This is a genomic window from Actinoplanes sp. NPDC051343, assembly GCF_044455125.1.
Classification (GTDB): Bacteria; Actinomycetota; Actinomycetes; order Mycobacteriales; family Micromonosporaceae; genus Actinoplanes.
The window spans coordinates 552,114-573,196 of record NZ_JBITEL010000005.1; the positions used below are offsets into that span (position 1 = coordinate 552,114).

The window sequence follows — 21,083 nt, forward strand, 5'->3', positions numbered from 1 at the left end:
GGAGGCGACATGGCCGGGCTCAATGCACGCATAGGCAAGGCGGCGACGGCCGGTCTGCTCGCCGCCGGGGTGGGTGGGTTCGCCCTGCTCGCCGGCGAGGTGCTCGCGGCCAAGGCCCGGCGCTACGCCAAGCCGACCATGGGCCTCGCCCTGCGCACGTCGATGGGTCCGGTGTCGGCTCCCGCGCTCCGGCTGGTGCTGCTCGGCGACTCGGCGGCGATCGGGGTCGGCGTCGAGTGGCTCTCCGAGACGGTCGGCGGCCAGTTGGCGCGGCTGCTCTCCGAGGGCGGCCCCGATTCGGGCGAGCGTCACGTGCTGCTTTCCAGCGTCGGCGTGGCCGGTTCCCGGGCCGCCGACCTGGCCACCCAGGTCGCGCGGGCGCTGCTCGGCGACCGTCCCGACGTGGCCGTGGTGCTGATCGGCGCGCACGACGCGACCAGCATGCGCGCGCCCGAGGAGGCGGCCGCTCAGCTGGGGCAGGCCGTGCGCCGGTTGCGCGACGCAGGCGTACGGGTCGTCGTCGGCACCTGCCCCGACCTCGGTGCCATCCGCTCGATCGCGCCGCCGCTGCGTCAGGTGGCCGGCCTGCTCGGTCGCCGCATGGCCAAGGCGCAGGCCACAGCGGTGCAGGAGGCCGGCGGGGTGGTGGTCGACCTGGGCGTGGAGACCGGTGCGGTGTTTCGCGCCGACGCGGGCACGCTCTGCTACGACGGCTTCCATCCGTCGGCCGACGGCTACCGCGTCTGGGCCCACGCTTTGTACCCGGCGGTAGCCAAGGCGGCCATGTCAGGGGTGTGACTTATCTATACTTCCGGCTAAGTTACCGACGAGTTAACGTGGTGCCATGCCGGAAGCTGTCATCGTCGCCACCGCCCGCTCCCCGATCGGCCGCGCCGTCAAGGGCTCGCTGAGGGACCTGCGTCCCGACGACCTCACCGCCACCATCGTCGACGCGGCGCTCAGCAAGGTGCCGCAGCTCGACCGCACCTTGATCGAAGACCTCTACCTGGGCTGCGGTCTGCCCGGCGGCGAGCAGGGCTTCAACATGGCTCGCGTGGTCGCCATCAAGCTAGGGCTCGACGGCCTGCCCGGCGCCACCATCACCCGCTACTGCTCGTCGTCGCTGCAGACGACCCGCATGGCGTTCCACGCGATCAAGGCCGGCGAGGGCGACATCTTCGTCTCGGCCGGTGTCGAGACGGTTTCCCGCTTCGCCCGGGGCAGTTCCGACGGGCTGCCGTCGGAGGCGCAGGCCCTGGTCGGCGGCGGATGGCAAAATCCGTACTTCTCCGAGGCGATGGCCCGCACGGCCGCCTCCGCGACCGGCGGCAGCACCTGGCACGACCCGCGGCTCGACGGTGCCGCTCCGGACATTTACATCACCATGGGGCAGACAGCCGAAAACCTGGCGCAGATCAAGAACGTCTCGCGCGAGGAGATGGACGAGTTCGGCGTCCGCTCGCAGAACCTGGCCGAGAAGGCGATCGCCGACGGCTTCTGGGAACGTGAGATCACTCCGGTCACTCTCCCCGACGGCACGGTCGCCTCGAAGGACGACGGCCCCCGCCCCGGCGTGACGGTCGAGGCAGTCGCCGGGCTCAAGCCGGTATTCCGCCCCGACGGCCGGGTCACCGCCGGCAACTGCTGCCCGCTCAACGACGGCGCCGCCGCGGTGGTCATCATGAGCGACACCAAGGCCCGCGAGCTCGGCATCACGCCGCTCGCCCGCATCGTCTCCACCGGCGTCACCGCCCTCAGCCCCGAGATCATGGGCCTGGGCCCGGTCGGGGCCTCCCAGCAGGCCCTGGCCCGCGCCGGCATGACCATCGACGACGTCGACCTGGTCGAGATCAACGAGGCGTTCGCGGCCCAGGTGATCCCGTCGTACAAGGACCTGGGCATCCCGCTCGACAAGCTCAACGTCAACGGCGGCGCGATCGCGGTCGGCCACCCGTTCGGCATGACCGGTGCCCGCATCACCGGCACCCTGCTCAACTCCCTCGACTGGCACGACAAGTCCATCGGCCTCGAGACGATGTGCGTCGGTGGCGGGCAGGGCATGGCGATGGTCCTCGAACGCCTCAGCTGATCGCTGTTCTTCCCGGCCGGCGTTTCATTCGCCGGAACCGTCCGGACCGATCATGTCGTGCAGTTCGGCGTCGAGCCGCGTGTTGCGGGCAGCCACGGCAAAGAGAGTGTGATAGCCGTGGCTGTATCCTTCGCGAAAAGATCTGTCGCGGTCCATGCTGTGCTTGTACCACTGATGGATGCGTCCGCCGCCATAGGCGCCCAGCACCGAAATCAGGATGCAAGCGATGAGCTGGAAGACACTGTTGTCACCGGTCAGCATGGGCCAAGCTTAAAGCGCTGAAACAACGCGACGAAATGCCGTCTACGGTGACCCTTTCCGCCGATCATCCCACTTTTTCCGACGGTTTCGCGCGGCCGCTCCGAGCACGACGAAAGGGTGGCCCTTCCCGGTTCGCGGGGGAAGGACCACCCTTTTCGCCGCCGACCGAACCCGCGATGGAGGTGGTCGCAGAATCGGTCGGGAGAGGGAAGTCTTCGCTGTTCAGATGCCGGTGCGGTCGCATTCCTCGTGCCGCGTCCGGTAAAGCTGCGGCCGATCGGCGGCAAGCCGGCCGACGCGGACCGGGCTCCGCCGGGTCATGATGCTGAGAATCGACACCGAGGCCCGGTCGTACCCCCGGCGGTACGCCTCGTCCCGTTGAAGACCGTGCCGGTGCCACTGATGGATCCGGCCCAGGGCGTACGCGGTCGACATGAGAAGGCCGAGCGTGAGAGCGAGGAAGAGAGGGTCGTTGCCGGGGGCCGTCATCGTTCACCTGCTACGTCGATTTTGAACCGGGGATTCCCGTTAACCGGATCCGGGAATCCCCGGGGTGGTTCGCGTCGCGATTGACGAGTGCCGCCGGCACCACTGCCGGTTAAGGGCGTGCCGTTACGGGAATGGGCCCTATCGCTTCACGAACCGCTTCTTGCGACACGAAAAACTGCCATTCCACGACGCGGGTTTTCGGTCGCAGGTTTACGGTTGGCGGCAAAAGGACGTCCGGGGCTGACCGATCGGCGGATCCGGGGCGTCGGGTCTCACCCGGTCGCCACCGCGGACCATCCCGCCTCGAGCCCGGCGATGACGTGATGCTCGGCCAGGTGCAGGTGGCTCGCGACCTCGTCGACCGTGGGTGACCGGCGCAGGCGCGCGAACAACTCGCTCTCGGCCGACGCGATCGCCGCCAGCAGCGCCGGACACGGCCGGGCGTTCGTCGGCCGCCGCCGGAACTGCTCGCGCCGGTGGCGCCGCAGAGCCCGGACGACCAGCGGTACGACCAGGGACGCGCACTCCGGCCCCCGCGAACCGAGACGGCGTTCGACGTCGAGGATCGCGCCGATGGCCGCCTGGATCATCCCCTCGTCGCTGCCTCCGGCCGCCGCGAACCGCGCCGCGAGCTGCTGGGCGAGCGGTCGCCAGCGGTCGCCGGCACAGCAGAGCTCGCGGCCGTCGGTGACGTCGGCTTCTGGCATGGCTCGGCTCCCTCGGTTGTCCCCGTTCTGGCTGCCCTACCTGAATAACAGTTGGCGGCCTACGCAGGCATTCAGCGGTACGCGTCGCTGTCCTCGCCGACACTTCAATCATGTCCAGCCATAAGCATTAATCCGAACAGCGTAGGCCGGATTCAGTGACTTATCCGACGCGCCCGCTCACCCGTTCAGGAATACCTCGTTACCTGTTTGGACGAGAGCGCGTGCGGCCGGGCCATACCGCGGTGCGCGAATTCGACGTTGAAAGACTGGATTTCCGGCAAAGGGACAGATTTACTTTGCCAACTTTGCGCGATTTTGCCAGCATTCGCGCCGAGGCTTCGCGGTCCGCCACCGCGTCCCCATCGCCGATCCGAAAGGTTCTCGCGCATGTACCCCGACGCCGGTATCACCGGTTCAGTGCAATCCCTGGCCCGGAACGGCCGCCTCACCTACGCGTCGATCACCGGAGTAGGCGTCCTCATCCTGGCGCTTGCCACGCGACACCTCCATCACCTGGTCAACGATCCGGCCGTACTCGCCGCGTACCACCAGCGCCAGGACCGGTCGGTGTCGTGGTGGCGCTCGGCGCCGCCCGCGTTGAGCGGCGCGAGCCGCGCGGGCCTGTCCGCCTCGTCGGCGGCACCGCCCGGAACGGTCTACCACAGCGGCTACCTGCCCGATGGGAATGGACGATGACGCGCGCTACGCCACCGCATCGGGGAATCACCGCATTCGCCTCGCCGAAGATCATGGAGACGGTCGTGAAGGATGATCAAAAAGCGGAACGGGTCAAGGTGACGGTCCATCGCGGCGCCGTCGGCAGCGCGGCCGTTGTGGTTCCGGTGATAACGGCGACCGAGACCGTGCCGAACCCGCCGGCATCGATCATGATGTCGCCGGACGAAGCACTTCAGGTTCTGGCACTGGCGCAGCGCACGGCCGAAAATCACATCACCGCGGCGAACCGGCAGGCCGAGAAGGTCCGCTCCGAGGCCCAGGCCGCGGCCGAGCAGATCCGGCTCGAGGCACATGCGTACGCCGAGAAGGTCCGCGCCGAGGCGGACCGGCTCCGTGACGAGGCTCGGGCGGCGGCCGAGCTTCGCAGCCGGGAAGCCGATGCCCAGGCCGCCGAGATCCGGCGCCGGGCCGAGTCGGCCCTCGCGGACGCGCGGACCGAAGCCGAACGGATCGTGGCCGATGGCCGGGACCGCGCCGATCAGTTGGACCTTCGAGCGAAACAACGTTACGAGGACGCCGTCGGGAGTCTCGCGATCAAGCGCGAGGCACTGCAGAAACAGATCGAGGCATTGGGGACGTTCGACTCCGACTACCGTCATCGACTCGCGTCGTTCATGCATACCCAGCTACGGGCGCTCTGGATCGAGCAGTCCGGAGCCCGTGCGGTGCCGATCGTCGAAGAACAACTGCCCGGCGGACCGGTCGGTTCTCCCGAGCCGAGCTGACGGTACCGACGGTTTCGGCGTCTGAACCGCGACGTATCGCGGTTCAGACGCCTTTTGCCGTTTCATGGGCGCGCGGTCGTCACTCGGGTCACGACCTCCGGCGCTGGCGCCGACGCAAGTCGATCTCTCGCCAGTTGTCCGGGATCTGCGCGATGAAGAAGGTCTGGACGGGTGTGAGGACGCCGGCCGAGGCGAGCATCTTCTGCTCGCGGATCCACCTGCGGGTATCCGTACGCAGACGTTGCACTCGAGCGCGCGTGACGGGGTCTGCCGGATCGCTGTACGGCTGGTCGCTTTCCAGAAGTGCCAGCGCCGCCCGGTAGGCTGCCCGCCATCGAGCGGGAAGAGCGATGTTCCTGTGTTCCATGAAGTTCGATTCCTTGCCGCGTTTACCTGGCCGGTGGCTCGCCCCTCTACCCCACGCGGGGTCGACCAGTCCCGGATGTATCGAAATTCAGCCCGCGACGCCGCCGGAGCCGACACTCCGGGGCGCGGCGGGCGTTGATCACAGCCGGCTACCCGAAGCCGGTCCGCTTTGTCCACAGTGCACGAGACGGGCGCAGCACGATGGCGGCCGAAAGGCCAGACGTTTTGGGCATGCCAACAACATGCCAGAAGCGAGCGGGTCCGTCATGACAGTCTATTTCCGACTTTTGGCCCAGTGCTATCAGCGGGGAAGTCGCAAAGCAATGGGGCGCAAAAGCAGATCTGCACTATTTCGAGTTAGTACCGACGGGAGATGACCAACTCTCGGTCAGCTGCCCGTCGCGAGTTCGGGCGCCGGGGTGACCCGAAGGGCAGGCAGTCCGATGCGATCAGTCGGCTGTATGGCCCCTTAGTACTACATCTAACGGGTAGTCAGTCGGTTACTGACGGCGAAAGTGGTCTCGATCCGCTTGATATACAAGTATGCCTCGTATTTTGCCCTCTTCGGGCGTATGCGGATCAACACGACCAAAAAGGTCGGCCGAACGGTCAACCGGTCGCGGTCATTCCGGCGACAACCGACGTAGTGCGAATGCGGTTTTCCATCTCGAAATGCACCGCGAAACACCGCATGAAAGGAATCGCGATGAAAAACCTCACCCGCATCCTGACCATGGGCGGCTTCGGCCTGCTCGCCGCGCTGGCAACCGGCGCCGGCCCGGCTAACGCGGCGACCGCCGGCACCGCCGCTCCCGAGGGCAAGACGGTGGCGCACCACACCCAGTGGCGCTCGGGCGACGACATCGTCGGCTACTACCGCAACCTTCGGGACTGCGAGCTGGCGGGCCAGTTCGGTGAGCGGGCCGGCAACTGGGACGACCACAACTGCAGCATCGTCCGCATCGGCCTCCGTCGCGGCGCGTGGGCCCTGCAGGTCGCCAGCGACGACGACTGGAACCGGGTCGGGTTCGGGGTGCCCTTCGGCGCCATCAACCGCTTCCCGGGCCAGTTCCGGCCGGTCTGGGCGGGCTCGTTCCGTCCCGGTCGTCCGGGCCCGTTCGGTCACCACCAGGGCCCGGTCCGCCACCACCAGGGCCCGGTCCGCCACCACCGCTGACCACTGACGCTCACCGCACCGCGGTGGACGAGCTGAATTCGGGAGGCGCATTGCCGCTGGCTTTCCTCTGAGAATTCGTGTGGGCACATCAGGTACCGCCGGGCACTTCGCCGCGCCCGGCGGTACCCGCCTTTATTGACTTGATGAAAGACGCGCGAGCGGGCTAAAAGGTCACCATGCTTCGAGGTCGCAAGATCGGGCTGCGCGCCCGCATCGAATCGGACGTGGCGGTTCTGCAGCGGGAACTGTACGAGGACGTGCCGAACTACTCCCGCGCCGCGGTCCGGCCCTGGTGGCCGGTCTCCCCCGGCCGGTCCGGGGAGTTCTACGCGGTGAGCGACCCCGATCCGGCAAACGCGGTCTTCTCGATCGTCACGCTGCACGGCGACGAACTGGCCGGCGAATGCGGGCTATGGGGGATCGACCTGCACAACCGCTCGGCGGCCCTCGGGCTCGCCCTTCTGCCGGGCTCCCGTGGCCAGGGCCTGGCCATCGACGCCGTACAGGCTCTGTGCACCTACGGCTTCAAGACCCGCGGCCTGCACCGCATCCAGATCGAGACGCTGGCCGACAACGCCGCTATGCGGGCGACCGCGGTCCGGGCCGGGTTCACCGAAGAGGGCGTCCGGCGCCACGCGGGCTGGGTCGAGGGCGCATTCTCCGACGACGTCATCTATGGCCGGCTGGCCGACGACCCGGCCGCCTGAAACGTCCCGCTCAGATCGCGAGCCGCAGCTCGTCGACCGCCGCCGCGGCCTCAGCCAGGATGGCCTCGGCCAGGGCAGGCTCGGCCAGGGCAGGCTCGGCCAGGGCAGGCTCGGACCGCCGGGGCTCGGACCGAGCCGCGGCGAGGAGATCGTCGGCGAGAACACGCAACTGGTCGGGCAGCACCATGTCGTGCTCGCGGGGCACCGGCCGGCGGGGCCGTTGCTCGGCGTCGGCGCCCAGGTCGGCGAGGCGCTGGATCAGGGCGAAGGTGAGGTCGCCGCGGGTGGCGGTGGCGCCGGAGGTGCGGGACCACCAGCGGCCCTGCTCCCAGTGGCGGACCTGGTTGTGCAGACGGTCCACGGACGTGGCGAAATCGGTCACCGGAAAACCCTAGAACAGGACAACGCCCGGCCCGTGGAGAGCCGGGCCGGGCGTTGACGCATCGGTCAGCTAGTCGCGACTGCTGCCTTGCAGGTAGCTCAGCAGGCGCAGGATCTCCAGGTAGAGCCAGATCAGGCCGACCAGGATGCCGAACGCCGCCGTCCACGAATAGCGCTGCGGCAGGCCCATGCGGATGCCCTGCTCGATCTGGTCGAAGTCGAGAATGAAGCTGAGCGACGCGACCACGATGCAAACCAGGCTGAAGATGATGCCCACCGCGCCGTTGTCACGAAGGCCGGTGTGGAAACCGAACAGCGACAGCACGAAGTTGATCAGCATGAGCGCGAAAAGACCGCCGATGGCGGCGATCATGCCCCGGGTGAACCTCGGCGTAGCGCGGATCACCTTGAACTTGTAGAGCGCCGCCATCAGGAAGAAGACGCCGAAGGTGGCGACCACTGCCTGCAGGACGATGCCGCTGTAGCCGAGGAACTCCTGGTAGGTCTTGCTGACCATGCCGACGAAGACGCCCTCGACGACCGCGTACGTCACGACCAGGGCCGGGTTGGCCATCCGGGAGAACGAGATGATCAGACCGAGGACCAGGCCGACCACCGCAGCGCCGATCCAGGCGGCACCCATGTAGCCGTCGGGAATCAGGTTCCACGCGGCGATCGCGGCGATGCCGGTGAGTCCGAGCAGCGTGACCGTCTTGACGACCACGTCGTCGATGGTCATCGGCTGCACGGCAGGCGGTGCGGCGGGGTATGCGGCCGTCGGGTACGGCTGGCCGTAGCCCGGTTCACCGGGAGGGCCGTAGGCCCCGTATCCGGTCCGCTGTTGCTCAGCGGCCCGGCCCAGGCGCGAGAGCACCGGGTTGGAAGATTTCACTTTCTCCAGCCTCCCTCTGAGGGTTGCCGCAGGTTGCGTGCCGTTCAAGCGTACGGGCTCGAAGCTTGCCTTGACCCTCGTCGAAACTGTGAGCACCCTGAAAGGTCGCCGGTGCGGCGCGGCGCACCGGGGCCAGCAGAACCCATCCGCACATCGCGAGCGCGGCGCAGGTCAACAGGGCGGCGCGGAAGCCGAGCGTCTGGGTGACCGCCCCGGCCAGCAGCCCCGACACCAGTGATCCAATCGTGACGGTGTTGGAGAACAGGGTGGTGGCACGACCCGGCGACTGCGGCGCAAGATCTTGAACGAAGGTGATGCCGAGCGTACCCGCGGACGCGAGGGCCACGCCCCGGGCCACCTGCGTACCGATGAGGAGCGGCACCGTGGTGGAGACCGCCACCAGCACGAAATATGCGGCGAACAGTGCCATGCCGGCCAGGATGACCGTTTTCCGTACGCGCGCGGGCACCACCATCATCGCCAGCGCCACCGGGATCTCGACCAGCGCGCACACCGTGAAGAGCAGGCCGACCCTGCTGTCGGGCTGGTGCAGCGTGCCGGTGACGTAGAGCGGAAGCACCACCGACCCGGCCAGCATCGCGGTGTGAAAACAGGTGAAGCTGCCCGCGGCCAGGAGCATCGCCCGGGTGGGCCGGCCCCCGCCCGGGCGGGCGTGTCCGTCGCGCCGCGCCCGCGGGGTGCGGCCGAGAAGCAGGAGCGGCACGGTGACCAGCAGGAAGGCGAGCGCCGTGACGAGAAGCAGCCGGCGGTAGCCGCCCGACGCCAGCAGGGCAGCGCCGATCATCGGTCCGGCGGCCCAGGCCAGCGACCAGGTCGAGCGCAAGGCGGGAGTGCGCCGGCGCGAGGTCGCCTCGCCGGCGAGATCGTCGTGCGTCCGGGCCAGGGCGAAGATCTGCGGAAACGCCGCCGTTCCGGCGCTCAGCAGTCCGGCCGCGACAAGCAGCAGGACGGGGTAGGTGGTGGTCGTGGTCAGCGCCGCGTATCCGGCGGCGGCCACGGTGACCGCGACCAGCGCCGGCCACCGGCTCGGACCCCGGTCGTACCGGCGGCCCAGCCACGTGCTCACCGCGAGGCCGCTCGCCGAGACCAGCGACACGAAGACGCCGACCTGCAACGGGGACAGGTGGGCCGTCTGCGTGCCGAAGAGCACGAGGTAGGGCCCGACCATCGAGTCAGCAACGCCCAACGCCAGCACGCTGAGTATCAACACGGTATCCCCCTGGTTGATGCGGGCTAAGCTTCATTGACCAGAAACATACCGCCGATGATGCGGGTAAAACCTCTTTAGGTGGAATCAATGTTCCTCGAACTTTTCGGCGGCGTCGCCTGCCTGGACTTCGCCAACACGGTGGACGGACGCGCCACCGCACAACCGGAGGAACTCCTGCACTCGTACGCCGACCTGAGCGCCTGGTCGGCGTACGCGGGGCTGATCGACGCCGGGACCGCCGCGCGACTCGACCACCGCGGGACGGACGCCGACCTCCGCACCGCCATCGAGCTGCGGGAAGCGGTCTTCACGGTCTTCGCCGCCGTCGGCCGCGGGCAACCTGTTCCGGCCGCGGCGCTCGGCCGGCTCCAGACCGACTATGCCGAGGCGATGGCACACGCCCGGCTCACCCCGGGCGAGATCGCCTACGGCTGGCAATTCACCGGTGACGACCCTCGCCGCGCGTGGTGGCCGGTCGCGGTCTCGGCGGTGCGGCTGCTCACCGACGGGCCGTTGGACCGGGTCAAGGCCTGCGCCGCCGAGGCCGGCTGCATCGGGCTCTTCCTCGACACCAGCAAGAACCGCAGTCGCCGCTGGTGCACGATGGACGGTTGCGGGGTGGACGCGAAGATACAGCGTCAGACCTCACGACGTCAGGCCGCCCGGCAGGCCTGACCCGTAGGTCTGCCCTAGGCGACGCCGTCGGCCGGCCGGTCGGTGGCCGTGGTGTTGGCGTGCCGGGGGCGCTGCGGGGTGGCTTTGGCCGGCCGCGGGGTCGCCGGCTCGTCGGAGGCGGCCGCGTGCAGCTTGGCGTTCACGGCGTCGACGCCGGTGCCGAGCGCGTCCTTCGCCTTCTCCTGCGCCTGCACCACGGTGGGGTGGCGGCGCGCCTGACCGACCTGAGCGACGATCTGCTCGTACGCCTCCCGGCCGGCTCGGCTGCCGAGCACATAGCCCGCGGCCAGTCCGGCGGCGAAAGTCAGCAATTTCATCGGGATCTCCTCGTTGTCGGGTCGGCCGTTCGGGGCTTCCCACCTCGCGGTGGGGTTGCCCGGAGCCGGAGAGTCCAAACGCGGCCCCGAACCACCGGCCGACCAGGATGTTCTCGATAATTGACGAACGGCAAGTAACGGCCGAATCGTGACCTCCCGTGCGGCCGCCGACCGCCGCGCACCGCGCATCATGAGGCGTGCGGTCGACGCTCAGCGGCCCTGGGCTTCGTACAATCATCTCTGGTGACCGATTGAGGCGTGAGGCGGCGACGTGCAGGCGATCAACGACTTCTGCCGAGAAGTGGCACTGCTGCCCCGATGACCGACCCGACAGCCGCCGGCGGCCTCAGCGGCCGAGCCCGGCTCGACGCTCTGGCGAGCACTCGCCTCGGTCCGCGACCCGACCCGGCCTTCGACCGTTTCACCCGAATGGTCCGCCGCACACTCGGGGTTCCCGTCGCCCTCGTCTCATTGGTCGACGACACACGGCAATACTTTCCCGGCGCGGCCGGGCTCGCGCAGCCGTGGCAGCGCTGCCGCGAGACCGGCCTCTCGCACTCCTTCTGCCGGCACGTCGTGCTCTCCGGCCGGCCGCTGATCGTCGCGGACGCCCGCACCGACGCACTCCTGCGCGACAACCTGGCGATCAAAGACCTCGGCGTCGTCGCCTACTCCGGCATGCCGCTGACCGACGACGACGGCAACGTCCTCGGGTCGCTGTGCGCGATCGACACCAGCCCTCGCGACTGGACCAGCGCCGAACTCGAAACCCTGGCCGACCTCGCCTCCGCCTGCGCGTCCGAACTCCGGCTGCGGATCGCCGCGCACCAGGCCGAGCAAGCCCGGACGGAGAGCGGCCTGCTCCTCGAGCAACGCCGCAGCGCCGAGGAGGAAGCCCGCGGGCTGTCGGCGGAAGTCCAGCTCGCGCTGGCCCGGAGCCGGTTGCTTCTGCGGGCGAGCGAGGCCCTGGCCGACACGAGCACGGTCACCGACGTGGTCGCCGCCGTAGCCAGCCTGGTCAGCGGCGACCTCGCGCCGGCACACGTCGCCGTGATGTTCCGGGACAGCCGCCGCGAACGACTCGACCTGGTCACCACGCATCCGCTGCCGCCCGGCACGCCGCCGCACTGGTCGACGACTCCGCTCGACAGCGAGCACCCGGCCGCGGTCGCGGTGCGCAGCCGACGGCCGGTCTTCCTCGGCGACCGGGCCACGCTCGCCCACTTCTATCCCGAGCTCGCCGACGACGTCGAGCACCTCGGCTGGCATGCCCTGGTGTGCGCACCGCTGCTCGGAACGTCGAGCGTCCTCGGCACCCTGCGCTTCGCCTGGGATCAACCGCACGCCTTCGACACCGGCGAGCAGGCCGTCATCACCACGCTTGCCGGCTACGTCGCCCTCGCCCTGGAACGCGCCCAGCAGCTGCAGGCCCGCGCGGACGCCGCCCGCACCTTGCAGGAGGCGATGCTGCCCGACCTGCCCTCGATCTCCTACGTCGAGCTGGCCGCCTGTTACTACCCGGCCAACGCCGGCGAGCACATCGGCGGCGACTGGTACGACGCCGTCCCCAACTCGGACGGCCGTCTCGCCCTGGTCATCGGCGACGTCAGCGGCCACGACATGAACGCCGCCGCCCGGATGGGCCAGCTACGGAGCATGCTGCGCGCCTTCCTGATCGACCGCCACGAACCACCGTCGGCTCTGCTGCGTCGCCTCGACACCGCCAACCACGCGCTCGGAGACTCGACCATCGCCACCGCGATCGTCGGCTACCTCGACCCGCAACCCGGCGGCGGCTATCAGCTGCAGTGGTCGAACGCCGGGCACCCGCCGCCGGTCCTGCTGCAACCCAACGGCACCGTCGAAGCCCTGGCCGGCCGCGACCTGCTGCTCGGCTCCAAGTTGCTCGTACGCCGGCGCAACCAGTTCAGTCCGCTCCCGGCCGGATCCACGCTCCTGCTCTACACCGACGGCCTGATCGAAACCCGCACCGGCACCGTCGACGAGGGCTCGGCACGGCTGCACGAGCGCCTCCGGCAGCACGCCACGACACCACTGCCGGAGCTGCTCGCCGACATCGTCACGCACGTGGCGGCCAACCGCGACGACGACGTCGCCGCGCTCGCCGTCCGCCTACCGGCCTGACCGCGTGCCCGCGTTTCGTCGGTCCAGGAAGAGACCTCAGGCCATGGCGAGCAGGGCCAGCCCCATACCGATGCTCATCAGGCCGTGGCAGAGCGACGACCAGCTCAGCGGCTGTGGACGGCCGACCGCCGGCCCGAGCCGTAGCCCCCGGAAGATCCACCAGAACGCGACCGCGACCAGATAGCCGCCGAGCAGCCCGCTGACCCATCCGGTGACACCGATCGGACCGGCCGGCATCGACATGCCGTCCATGGCCATGCCCGGGTGAGAGCCCGCTGAGGCCTGGGCCGGCATCGAGACGCCCATCCAGACCATGGCCGCCATCGAGGAGGCGAAGAAGATCGGCACCAGGCGGCGACCGGTCGACCGGAACGTCCGGGCCACGAACCAGCCGGTCGAGGCGGTGAAGACGGCCGCCCAGACCGGGACCGGGACGACTTCGCCCCACGGCCAGATCATGACGATCATCGAGATCCCCATGACCAGGTGCAGTGCCTCCGAGATCCAGGTCTCGGCGATCGGCCCGGGAAGACGCCGGGGGCGCAGGCAGCGCGCGAGGTGATAGCCCGAGGTCAGCACGAATGCCGCGCTCAGAACCCAGCGCAGGGAGGCCAGACCGATCATCGGGCGGCGTTCCGATCCCGCTCGGCCATTTCGGCCAGCCAGGCGTTGTACGCATCGAGCCGCTGCTCGTCCTCGTCGACGTCGCGGCGTACCGCGGTGCCCGCGGGCAGATAGCCGGTGTACCGGTCCATCGTGGCGCGCCGGGCACTCTCGACCCAGCGCATGCGCAGACTGTTGCGGTTGCGGCCGGCCACCCACGGCACCAGTGCAGTCAAGATCAGTCCGATCATGATCGTGTCGCCGCCGACCCACATGGTGGCGCCGCCGTAGTGCACGTCGGTGAGCGGGTCGGGCCCCCACGTGTGGTGCTGCGCGGCGTACGCCGGCCAGGGGTTGCTGCCGGCCATCAACAGGGTGATGCCGGTGAACGTGTCGACCGACATGGACAGCACCAGCACGAGCATCTTGGCCGGGTGCGACAGCCGCCACCGGATCGGCTCCGCCCCGAAGCCGGACAGCAGGTAGAGGTAGCCGGACACCAGGTAGGCGACCTGCTCCCCCGCGGCCGCCCACCGGTGGGTGATCGCGACGTTGTTGAACGACGTCAGGTGGGTGCCCACGACGACCGCCGTGTATAGCGCGAACGCCACCAGCGGATTGGTCACCGCGGTGACCACCGGCGAGCGCAGGACCCGCTTGATGCGCGTGTGCCACGGGTTGCGGGTCGCGTGCAGGGCCAGGATCAGCGGCCGCCCGTGGATGATCAGAGCCGGCGCCGCCATGATCAGCAGCAGATGCTGTCCCATGTGGATCCAGAAGAACGTGGTGCCGTAGCGCTCGATCGCCGACAGCGTGGCAACGGCGATCACGCCCAGCCCGGCCAGGAACGATCCGGTGCGCAGGAGCGGCCAGCGGCCGCCCGGGTGCTTCAGGTCGACCCGGGCGACGCCCCACAGGTAGAGGATCGCCGCGATCACCAGCGGAACGATCACCAGCGGGCGGACCGTCCAGTCGGCCGCGAGCTGGGCCGAGGTCGGTCCGGCCGCGAAGTTCAGCGCCATCGGGTCCCCGGACCGGCAAAGCCCCGCAGGCGCAGGCTGTTGGAGACGACCAGCAGCGATGACAGGGCCATCGCCCCGCTGGAGATCAGCGGGTTGAGCAGGCCCGCGGCGGCGATCGGCAGCGCCAGCACGTTGTAGCCGAACGCCCACAGCAGATTGACCCGGATCGTGGTCAGGGTGCGGCGCGCCAGCGCGATCGCGGTGGGAACGATGTCCAGGTCGTCGCGGACCAGGATGATGTCGGCCGCCCCGATCGCCACGTCGGTGCCGCTGACCACGGCCATGCCCAGGTCGGCGCGGGCCAGCGCGGGAGCGTCGTTCACCCCGTCACCGACCATGGCCACCACGCGACCGGCGGCCTGGAGGCGTTCGACGGTGGCGGCCTTGTCGGCCGGCAGCACCTCGGCGATGACCTCGTCCACGCCGATCGTGGCGGCGACGGTCTCAGCGGTGGCCTTGTTGTCGCCGGTCAGCAGGACCGTCCGCAGGCCCATCTCCCGCAGCGCGGTCACCGCGGGCGCGGCCGACGGCTTGACGGTGTCGGTCAGCAGCAGACCGCCGATGACCCGCCCGTCGACGGAGACCAACACGACGGTGCCGGGCCGATTCACCCAGTGGGTTTCCGGCTCGTCGAGCAGGCGGGGTGATCCGACCAGGACGACGCGGCCGTCGACCCGCCCTCGGGCTCCGAGTCCGGGCAGCGCCTCGAAATCCTCGACACCGGATAGACCACCGTTCTCGCGCAACGCGTACGCGGCGACGACCCGGCCGACGACATGTTCGGCGGCGTTCTCCACCGCCCCCGCGTCGGCGAGCAGCGTGGCCCGGTCGACCCCATCGGCGGTCCAGACGTCGACGACCTTCATCCGGCCGGTCGTCACGGTCCCGGTCTTGTCGAGCACCACGGTGTCGATCGCCCGGGCCGACTCCAACGCCTGGTGGCCCTTGACGAACACACCCAGCTGGGCGCCCCGCCCGGAGGCGGCGAGCAGCGCGGTCGGGGTGGCCAGGCCGAGCGCGCAGGGGCAGGCGATGATCAGCACGGCGAGCCCGACGCTGATCGCCCGCTCCGGCGCGGCCCCGGCGAACGACCAGGCCAGACCGGTGAGCACGGACAGCATGATCACGGCCGGCACGAACACCGACGAGATGCGGTCGGCCAGGCGCTGCACGGCTGCCTTGTCGGTCTGGGCGCGCTGGACGAGGCGTACGAGCTGGGACAGCTGAGTGTCGGCGCCGACCCGCCCGGCCCGTACGATCAGGCGCCCGGCCACCGTGACCGTCCCGCCGGTGACCGCGTCGCCCGGTCCGACCTCGACCGGCACCGACTCGCCGGTCATCGCCGACGTGTCGACCGCGCTCGAACCCTCCACGACCTCGCCGTCGGCGGCGATCGTCTCGCCCGGCCGGACCACCAGCCGGTCGCCGACCCGGATCGCGGTCGCCGGAACGCGCTCCTCGGCGCCGTCGGCGCCCAGCCGGGTCGCCTGCTTGGCGCCGACCTGAGCCAGGGCGCGCAGCGCGTCGCCGGCCGCCCGCCGGGCCTTCGCCTCGAACATCCGCCCGGCGAGCACGAACACGGTCACCCCGGCCGCGACGTCGAGATAGATCGAGCCACCCGGCTGGAAGAGCAGGCCCCACGCCTGGCCACCGGACGGCGCGTCGCCGTCGTGGAAAACGGTGTAGAACGACCACACCGAGGCCGTGGCCACACCCAGCGAGACCAGGGTGTCCATCGAGCTGCCGCCGTGCCGTGCGGCCACCAGCGCCTTGCGGTGGAACGGCCACGCGCACCAGGTCACCACCGGCAGCGTCATCGCCAGCAGAACCCACTGCCACCCCGGGAACCGCAGCGAGGGCACCAGCACCAGGGTGGTCGACAGGTCGGCCAGCGGTACGCCGAGGAGCAGCGCGACCACCAGCCGCCGCCACAGCTCGCGCACCCGGTCGACGTCGCCCGCCTCGGGCTTGACCAGCGCAGCGCCGTAGCCCGCCTTCTCGATCTGGGCGATCAGCGCCTCGACCGGAACCGCGCTGGTCAGCCGCACGGTCGCCTTCTCGGTCGCCAGGTTGACCGACGCCGACACGCCGTCGAGTTTGCCGAGCTGTTTCTGCACCCGGGCGGCGCAGGCCGCGCACGTCATGCCGGTCACCGCGAGCTCCAGCTCGAGCGTTGACGCAGGTGCGGGCGCTGTTGTCACCACCACGCCGCCAATGTACGCACGGCGGCGGTGCCCGTACCGCGTCCCCGTCAAGCCGAGATTGAGGCCACTGGAACTACAAGAGCCCGGCGAACGACAGTACAGAGGGCGTGACTCAGGATCGGTCGGGATTGGCCCACCGGTCCTCGACCCGGGCGAGCCGCCAGTAGCCGATCGCCACGATCCAGGTCAGGGCGAACAGGCCGACGACGAGGAAGCCGACGTTGTTGAGGTCGATCTCGCTGACCCAGCTGGTGAACGGGTCGGCCAGCCCCGCGTCGTCGTGCAGCACCCCGATCAGCTCGATCGAGCCGACCAGGAACGCGACCGCGACCGACAGGCCGGTGATGGAGATGTTGTAGTAGACCTTGCGCACCGGATTGAGGAACGCCCAGTCGTAGGCGACGCTCATGAACAGGCCGTCCAGGCAGTCGAGCAGGCTCATCCCGGCGGCGAACAGCAGCGGGAGCGTCATCACCGCGTACCAGGGAAGGCCGGCGGCAGCTCCGCTGCCGGCCAGGACCAGCAGCGCGATCTCGGTGGCCGTGTCGAAGCCGAGGCCGAACAGCAGACCGACGAAGTACATCTGTCCGGGCCGGGTGATCGCGCGGGTCAGCCGGCCCAGGACCCGGGCCAGGAATCCGCGGGCCTGCAGGTGTTCCTCGAGCTTCTGCTCGTCGAGTGCGCCGGAGCGCATGGCCCGGAAGATCCGCACGATGCCGACGAGGGCGACCAGGTTCAGCGCCGCGATCACGTAGAGGAAGCCGCCGGAGAGTGCCGTGCTGATCAGGCCCAGCGCCGTGCGCGCGGTCGTCCCGTCGGTGGTCAGGTCCTCGACCGCGTGCGCGCCCGCCGCCACGAGCGCGGCCATCGCGGCCACCACGCTGGCATGCCCCATGGCGAACCAGAACCCGACCGACTTGGGCCGCCGGCCGTCGCCGCGCAGCTTGCGGGTGGTGTTGTCGATCGCGGCGATGTGGTCGGCGTCGAAAGCGTGCCGCAGCCCGTACGTGTAAGCGGTGACGCCCAGACCGACCCCGAAAGCCTGCGTGCCCAGGTGCAGATGCGCCGGCCCGATCACCCCCAGCAGCAGGCCGAACCCGACGACGTGCAGCACGGCGATGAACCCCAGCAGCCCGGCCGACTGCCACCAGTCACGCGACGTCCAAGTGGTGAACATGATTCCGACGACCTCCTGCGGGATCTCGCGTCCCGCGTGCTCAGGTCTGGTGATCGACGGAGGTCTGACTCCCAGCCCACGGGCTGGTCACAGTGGCGCGACCGCGCCGGCTTCCCACCGGCTTCTCCGACGATCTTTGACGCTCAGGAGAGTAGCCGCCGGCCGGAACCCTACCGACGGGAGCGGCGGTCGAGGCGGTGGCGCAGCTGCTCCAGACGGCGCCGGTTCTCCGGGCGGGCCGCGAACTGCTGGGCCTGCTGCGCGAGCCGGCGCCCCTGAGTGCTGCGGAGGAATCGAAGAATGCGTTGCCCGATGGATGTCATGCTTCGACGATGCCCGCGGGTTCGGGCCGTACCGGGTTCGCGGCCGGACAAAGTCGGCGGTCGTTCGTTGCCGGAACCCGGCAAAGTTTACGGTGGGGGTGAGGGTTTACGGTGGGGTGAGGGTTTACGGTGGGGTGAGGCCGAGCGCGCGGGCGCCGAGCAGCGCCGTCTGCAGGACGAACCGGTCGGACGGTGCGGACGGGTCGCGGCCGGTGAGCTCGCGGATGCGGTGCAGGCGGTACGTGATCGCGCGTACCGAAAGATGCAGCCGCGCCGCGGTGGCGGTGGTGTTTCCGCCGGTGGCCAGGTACGCCTCGAGGGTGTCGCGCAACGGCCCGGCACCGCCGCGCGCAGTTTCCAGCGGGGTGAGCACGGCGTCGATCAGGTCGCTCATCGCCTCGCGGTCGCGGGTCAGGACGCGGTAGACCAGCAGTTGCTCGGCGTGCACCACCGGGTCGGTCAGGCCAAGGCGCCCGGCGAGCTCGAGGGCGTCGAGGGCCTCCCGGTAGGACAGGGCGACGCTGGCGACGCCACGATGCGCCCGCCCGACACCGACGCGGTCCCCGGCGGTGCGGGGCAGAGCCGCGACCAGGCTCGGCGACGGCAGCACGGCGACCATCACGCGGTGGCGGGTGGAGACCAGGAAGTCGGTGGCGGACGCCGCCGTCAGGGCCGAAGCGGCCTGCGACAGCAGGGGGCTGGTGTCGGTCACCGCGACGGTGCCGCGGATCACGGCGACGGCGTGGGTGCCGGTCAGATCGAGCCCGTACCGTTCGGCGCGCGACAGCATGGCGGCCGGGTCGCCGGTCCCCTCGAGCAGGTCGTCGACGAATTCGCGCCGGTCGGACTCCTCCAGCCGCAGCGCGGTGCGCCGGGCCGTCTCGTGGCCGTCGGCGATCGCGGCCACCGCGTCATCGACGGCGTGCAGCACGATCTCGCCGGTCCGGCGGATCGCCTCCGAGTCGTCCGCGCCCACGGTGGGCAGCAGCCGCCAGGCCCGCCACGCGGCGGACAGGTAGAGATCGATCAGCGCACGCAGCGGTACGGCTTCGTCGGCCGCCCGCGCGCCCAACGCCCGGAAACCGGCCGGCAGGGCGGCGTCCAACCGCTCGCCGGTGTCGCAGGCGCGGGCCAGCCCGGGCAGGAACTCACCGAGAAGATCCGCCGACGGGGCGGTGCCGGTGGCCGGGGCCGCCCGGTAGGCGTCGTCAGCCGCGGCGGCCGCGATGTCGCCCCAGTCCGGCATTCACCGAGCCTACCTTGCCGGGGTCCGGCAACCTGGCGGCTCGAACACGGCCGGATCCGGTCGCGCCGGACGGTGACCGGGTCGGCACGCTCGATGTATGACAGTGCCCCTCTGGATGTGGCTGGCCAGCGTGGCCGGCATCGTCACCCTGATCTCGGTCGACCTCTGGCAGTCCCGGCGCCCACACGAGGTGGGTTTCCGGGAGGCCGCCGTGTGGTCGGCCGTCTACGTGGCGGCCGCCCTGCTGTTCGGCGCTGGTGTCCTGCTCACCTCGGGGACCCAGGCCGGCGTCCAGTTCTTCAGCGGCTACCTGGTCGAGAAGAGCCTGTCGATCGACAACCTGTTCGTCTTCGCCGTCGTTCTCGCCCAGTTCGGCGTGCCCGCCCGCCATCAGGCGCGCGTGCTGATGATCGGCGTGCTCGGCGCGCTGGTGCTGCGCGGGGCGTTCATCGCGGTCGGGGCGGCCGCGGTCCAGCGCTACGCCATCACGTTCCTGTTCTTCGGCGCGTTCCTGATCTTCACCGGAGTGCGGTTGTTCCGGTCGCACGGCGAGCAGCCGGACATCCGCAACAGCCGCCCGATCCGGCTTTTGCGCCGCATCGTGCCGATGACCGACGACAGCAGCTCCGGCCGGCTCCTGCAGCGCGCCGGCGGCCGGTGGAAGGCCACACCGGTGCTGCTCGCCACGGCCGCGATCCTGGCCGTCGACATCGTGTTCGCGCTCGACTCGATCCCCGCGATCTTCGGCATCACGGACAACGCGTACCTGGTGTTCACCACCAACGCCTTCGCGCTGCTGGGCCTGCGCGCCCTCTACTTCCTGATGATCGGCCTGCTCGACCGGCTCGTCTACCTGCATTACGGCCTGGCGATCCTGCTCGGCTTCATCGGCGTCAAGCTGGTCCTGCACTACCTGCACACCGTCTGGGCCGCGGTGCCGGCCATCCCGCTTCCGCTCTCGATGGCGGTGATCGTCGCCACGCTGACCGCAACCACCGTCGCCAGCCTGCTCCGCAGCCGCACCACAACCAGCGACCCCGCGAAAAGTCCCGTGACTACAGACGCAGGGTGACCGGTCAGTCCCGGCCTTCGAACGTCAGCTTGTCCCCCCGCGTCAACTCGCTGTCCCGCCGGGCCACCTCCCACCGGCCGCAAGACACCGATGCAGCTCCGCCGCCGACAAAACCCGACCCCGAAATCACAACCCGAACCAAGCCACTCCCCAAAAACAAAACAACCGCCCCCAACGCGGGGTCGTCGGGGCCGGCCCCGCAACATCCACGCCCCAACCGCAGAATGAACACCGCAAGCTCCGCCGCCAACTGCAGAATGACCACCCGCAGGTTCAGCAACCGATCACAGGACGACCAACCGCAAAATCCGTGACCGATCGCAGGTGCCAACCGCAGGGTCGGTGACGATCGCAGGGTGACCAACCGCAAGGCCGACGACCGAAGGCAGAGTGACCAACCGCAAGGTCAGCGACTATCGCAGGGTGACCAACCGCAAGGCCAGCGACTATCGCAGGGTGACCAACCGCAAGGCCAGCGACTATCGCAGGGTGACCAACCGCAAGGCCAGCGACTATCGCAGGGTGACCAACCGCAA

At 69.8% G+C, this 21,083-nt stretch carries 23 protein-coding genes and 1 riboswitch; of the genes, 9 read left to right on the forward strand and 14 right to left on the reverse strand.

The features are described from left to right. Window positions 1–9: 9 nt before the first annotated feature. Both ACIA5C_RS19985 and ACIA5C_RS19990 read left to right on the forward strand, forming a co-directional pair. Window positions 10–798, forward strand: coding sequence for an SGNH/GDSL hydrolase family protein (locus ACIA5C_RS19985; protein WP_396056600.1), 789 nt, complete (start codon window positions 10–12; stop codon window positions 796–798). A 46-nt stretch (window positions 799–844) separates the two neighbouring features. Then, a complete protein-coding gene (locus ACIA5C_RS19990; protein WP_396056602.1) occupies window positions 845–2,089 on the forward strand; it encodes an acetyl-CoA C-acetyltransferase in 1,245 nt (414 codons plus the stop codon). A 24-nt stretch (window positions 2,090–2,113) separates the two neighbouring features. Here ACIA5C_RS19990 and ACIA5C_RS19995 read toward each other — a convergent pair whose 3' ends face one another. From ACIA5C_RS19995 to ACIA5C_RS20005, 3 genes are all read right to left on the reverse strand, one after another. Continuing rightward, window positions 2,114–2,350: a hypothetical protein gene (locus ACIA5C_RS19995; protein WP_396056604.1), complete on the reverse strand. Its 237-nt coding sequence runs from the start codon at window positions 2,348–2,350 to the stop codon at window positions 2,114–2,116. Between the two features lie 222 nt (window positions 2,351–2,572). After that, window positions 2,573–2,839 (reverse strand): hypothetical protein, encoded by a 267-nt coding sequence (locus ACIA5C_RS20000; protein ID WP_396056606.1) that lies wholly within the window; start codon window positions 2,837–2,839, stop codon window positions 2,573–2,575. A gap of 272 nt (window positions 2,840–3,111) precedes the next feature. After that, a complete protein-coding gene (locus tag ACIA5C_RS20005; protein ID WP_396056607.1) occupies window positions 3,112–3,546 on the reverse strand; it encodes a hypothetical protein in 435 nt (144 codons plus the stop codon). Window positions 3,547–3,933: 387 nt separating this feature from the next. Between ACIA5C_RS20005 and ACIA5C_RS20010 the strand changes: the two genes are divergently transcribed. Both ACIA5C_RS20010 and ACIA5C_RS20015 read left to right on the forward strand, forming a co-directional pair. Next, complete coding sequence (locus ACIA5C_RS20010; protein ID WP_396056609.1) at window positions 3,934–4,242, forward strand: hypothetical protein; 309 nt, start codon at window positions 3,934–3,936, stop codon at window positions 4,240–4,242. A gap of 53 nt (window positions 4,243–4,295) precedes the next feature. Next, the gene (locus ACIA5C_RS20015) at window positions 4,296–5,009 is read left to right on the forward strand and encodes a hypothetical protein (RefSeq protein WP_396056611.1); all 714 of its coding nucleotides are present in this window, start codon (window positions 4,296–4,298) and stop codon (window positions 5,007–5,009) included. A gap of 88 nt (window positions 5,010–5,097) precedes the next feature. Here the strand turns inward: ACIA5C_RS20015 and ACIA5C_RS20020 are convergent, their stop codons facing one another. Beyond that, the gene (locus ACIA5C_RS20020; RefSeq protein ID WP_396056612.1) at window positions 5,098–5,376 is read right to left on the reverse strand and encodes a hypothetical protein; all 279 of its coding nucleotides are present in this window, start codon (window positions 5,374–5,376) and stop codon (window positions 5,098–5,100) included. 705 nt (window positions 5,377–6,081) lie between these two features. Between ACIA5C_RS20020 and ACIA5C_RS20025 the strand changes: the two genes are divergently transcribed. Beyond that, complete coding sequence (locus ACIA5C_RS20025) at window positions 6,082–6,552, forward strand: hypothetical protein (protein ID WP_396056614.1); 471 nt, start codon at window positions 6,082–6,084, stop codon at window positions 6,550–6,552. Between the two features lie 176 nt (window positions 6,553–6,728). Next, on the forward strand, window positions 6,729–7,259 hold the full coding sequence (locus ACIA5C_RS20030) for a GNAT family N-acetyltransferase (RefSeq protein ID WP_396056616.1): 531 nt from the start codon (window positions 6,729–6,731) through the stop codon (window positions 7,257–7,259). A 10-nt stretch (window positions 7,260–7,269) separates the two neighbouring features. Here the strand turns inward: ACIA5C_RS20030 and ACIA5C_RS20035 are convergent, their stop codons facing one another. From ACIA5C_RS20035 to ACIA5C_RS20045, 3 genes are all read right to left on the reverse strand, one after another. Beyond that, the gene (locus ACIA5C_RS20035; RefSeq protein ID WP_396056618.1) at window positions 7,270–7,641 is read right to left on the reverse strand and encodes a hypothetical protein; all 372 of its coding nucleotides are present in this window, start codon (window positions 7,639–7,641) and stop codon (window positions 7,270–7,272) included. A gap of 69 nt (window positions 7,642–7,710) precedes the next feature. Further along, window positions 7,711–8,532, reverse strand: a complete 822-nt coding sequence (locus ACIA5C_RS20040) for a Bax inhibitor-1/YccA family protein (protein WP_396056619.1) — start codon at window positions 8,530–8,532, stop codon at window positions 7,711–7,713. Further along, window positions 8,486–9,763: an MFS transporter gene (locus ACIA5C_RS20045; protein ID WP_396056621.1), complete on the reverse strand. Its 1,278-nt coding sequence runs from the start codon at window positions 9,761–9,763 to the stop codon at window positions 8,486–8,488. Before ACIA5C_RS20045 ends, ACIA5C_RS20040 begins: the two co-directional genes overlap by 47 nt. A gap of 87 nt (window positions 9,764–9,850) precedes the next feature. Between ACIA5C_RS20045 and ACIA5C_RS20050 the strand changes: the two genes are divergently transcribed. Further along, the gene (locus ACIA5C_RS20050; protein WP_396056623.1) at window positions 9,851–10,438 is read left to right on the forward strand and encodes a CGNR zinc finger domain-containing protein; all 588 of its coding nucleotides are present in this window, start codon (window positions 9,851–9,853) and stop codon (window positions 10,436–10,438) included. Window positions 10,439–10,452: 14 nt separating this feature from the next. Here ACIA5C_RS20050 and ACIA5C_RS20055 read toward each other — a convergent pair whose 3' ends face one another. After that, window positions 10,453–10,755 (reverse strand): hypothetical protein, encoded by a 303-nt coding sequence (locus tag ACIA5C_RS20055; protein ID WP_396056625.1) that lies wholly within the window; start codon window positions 10,753–10,755, stop codon window positions 10,453–10,455. Between the two features lie 318 nt (window positions 10,756–11,073). Between ACIA5C_RS20055 and ACIA5C_RS20060 the strand changes: the two genes are divergently transcribed. Beyond that, a complete protein-coding gene (locus ACIA5C_RS20060; RefSeq protein ID WP_396056627.1) occupies window positions 11,074–12,900 on the forward strand; it encodes a SpoIIE family protein phosphatase in 1,827 nt (608 codons plus the stop codon). 36 nt (window positions 12,901–12,936) lie between these two features. Here ACIA5C_RS20060 and ACIA5C_RS20065 read toward each other — a convergent pair whose 3' ends face one another. The 6 genes from ACIA5C_RS20065 to ACIA5C_RS20090 all read right to left on the reverse strand — a co-directional run bounded on the left by ACIA5C_RS20065 (window position 12,937) and on the right by ACIA5C_RS20090 (window position 19,475). Beyond that, on the reverse strand, window positions 12,937–13,524 hold the full coding sequence (locus tag ACIA5C_RS20065) for a DUF5134 domain-containing protein (RefSeq protein WP_396056629.1): 588 nt from the start codon (window positions 13,522–13,524) through the stop codon (window positions 12,937–12,939). Next, on the reverse strand, window positions 13,521–14,525 hold the full coding sequence (locus ACIA5C_RS20070; protein ID WP_396056630.1) for a cytochrome c oxidase assembly protein: 1,005 nt from the start codon (window positions 14,523–14,525) through the stop codon (window positions 13,521–13,523). Before ACIA5C_RS20070 ends, ACIA5C_RS20065 begins: the two co-directional genes overlap by 4 nt. Beyond that, a complete protein-coding gene (locus tag ACIA5C_RS20075) occupies window positions 14,516–16,726 on the reverse strand; it encodes a heavy metal translocating P-type ATPase (protein WP_396056680.1) in 2,211 nt (736 codons plus the stop codon). The genes ACIA5C_RS20070 and ACIA5C_RS20075 overlap by 10 nt, the downstream gene beginning before the upstream one ends. A gap of 115 nt (window positions 16,727–16,841) precedes the next feature. Beyond that, complete coding sequence (locus tag ACIA5C_RS20080; RefSeq protein WP_396056632.1) at window positions 16,842–17,906, reverse strand: HoxN/HupN/NixA family nickel/cobalt transporter; 1,065 nt, start codon at window positions 17,904–17,906, stop codon at window positions 16,842–16,844. A 40-nt stretch (window positions 17,907–17,946) separates the two neighbouring features. After that, a riboswitch (cobalamin riboswitch) is annotated at window positions 17,947–18,081 on the reverse strand. Further along, window positions 18,077–18,229 carry a hypothetical protein gene (locus ACIA5C_RS20085; RefSeq protein ID WP_396056633.1) on the reverse strand — a complete coding sequence of 51 codons (153 nt, stop codon included), beginning with the start codon at window positions 18,227–18,229 and terminating at the stop codon, window positions 18,077–18,079. Its footprint overlaps the riboswitch before it by 5 nt. Window positions 18,230–18,353: 124 nt before the next feature. Beyond that, entirely contained in the window at window positions 18,354–19,475 is a 1,122-nt protein-coding gene (locus ACIA5C_RS20090; protein WP_396056635.1) for a PucR family transcriptional regulator, read from the reverse strand. Window positions 19,476–19,572: 97 nt separating this feature from the next. Here ACIA5C_RS20090 and ACIA5C_RS20095 point away from each other — a divergent pair, with 97 nt between their 5' ends. Further along, complete coding sequence (locus tag ACIA5C_RS20095; protein WP_396056637.1) at window positions 19,573–20,547, forward strand: TerC family protein; 975 nt, start codon at window positions 19,573–19,575, stop codon at window positions 20,545–20,547. Window positions 20,548–21,083: the final 536 nt, after the last annotated feature.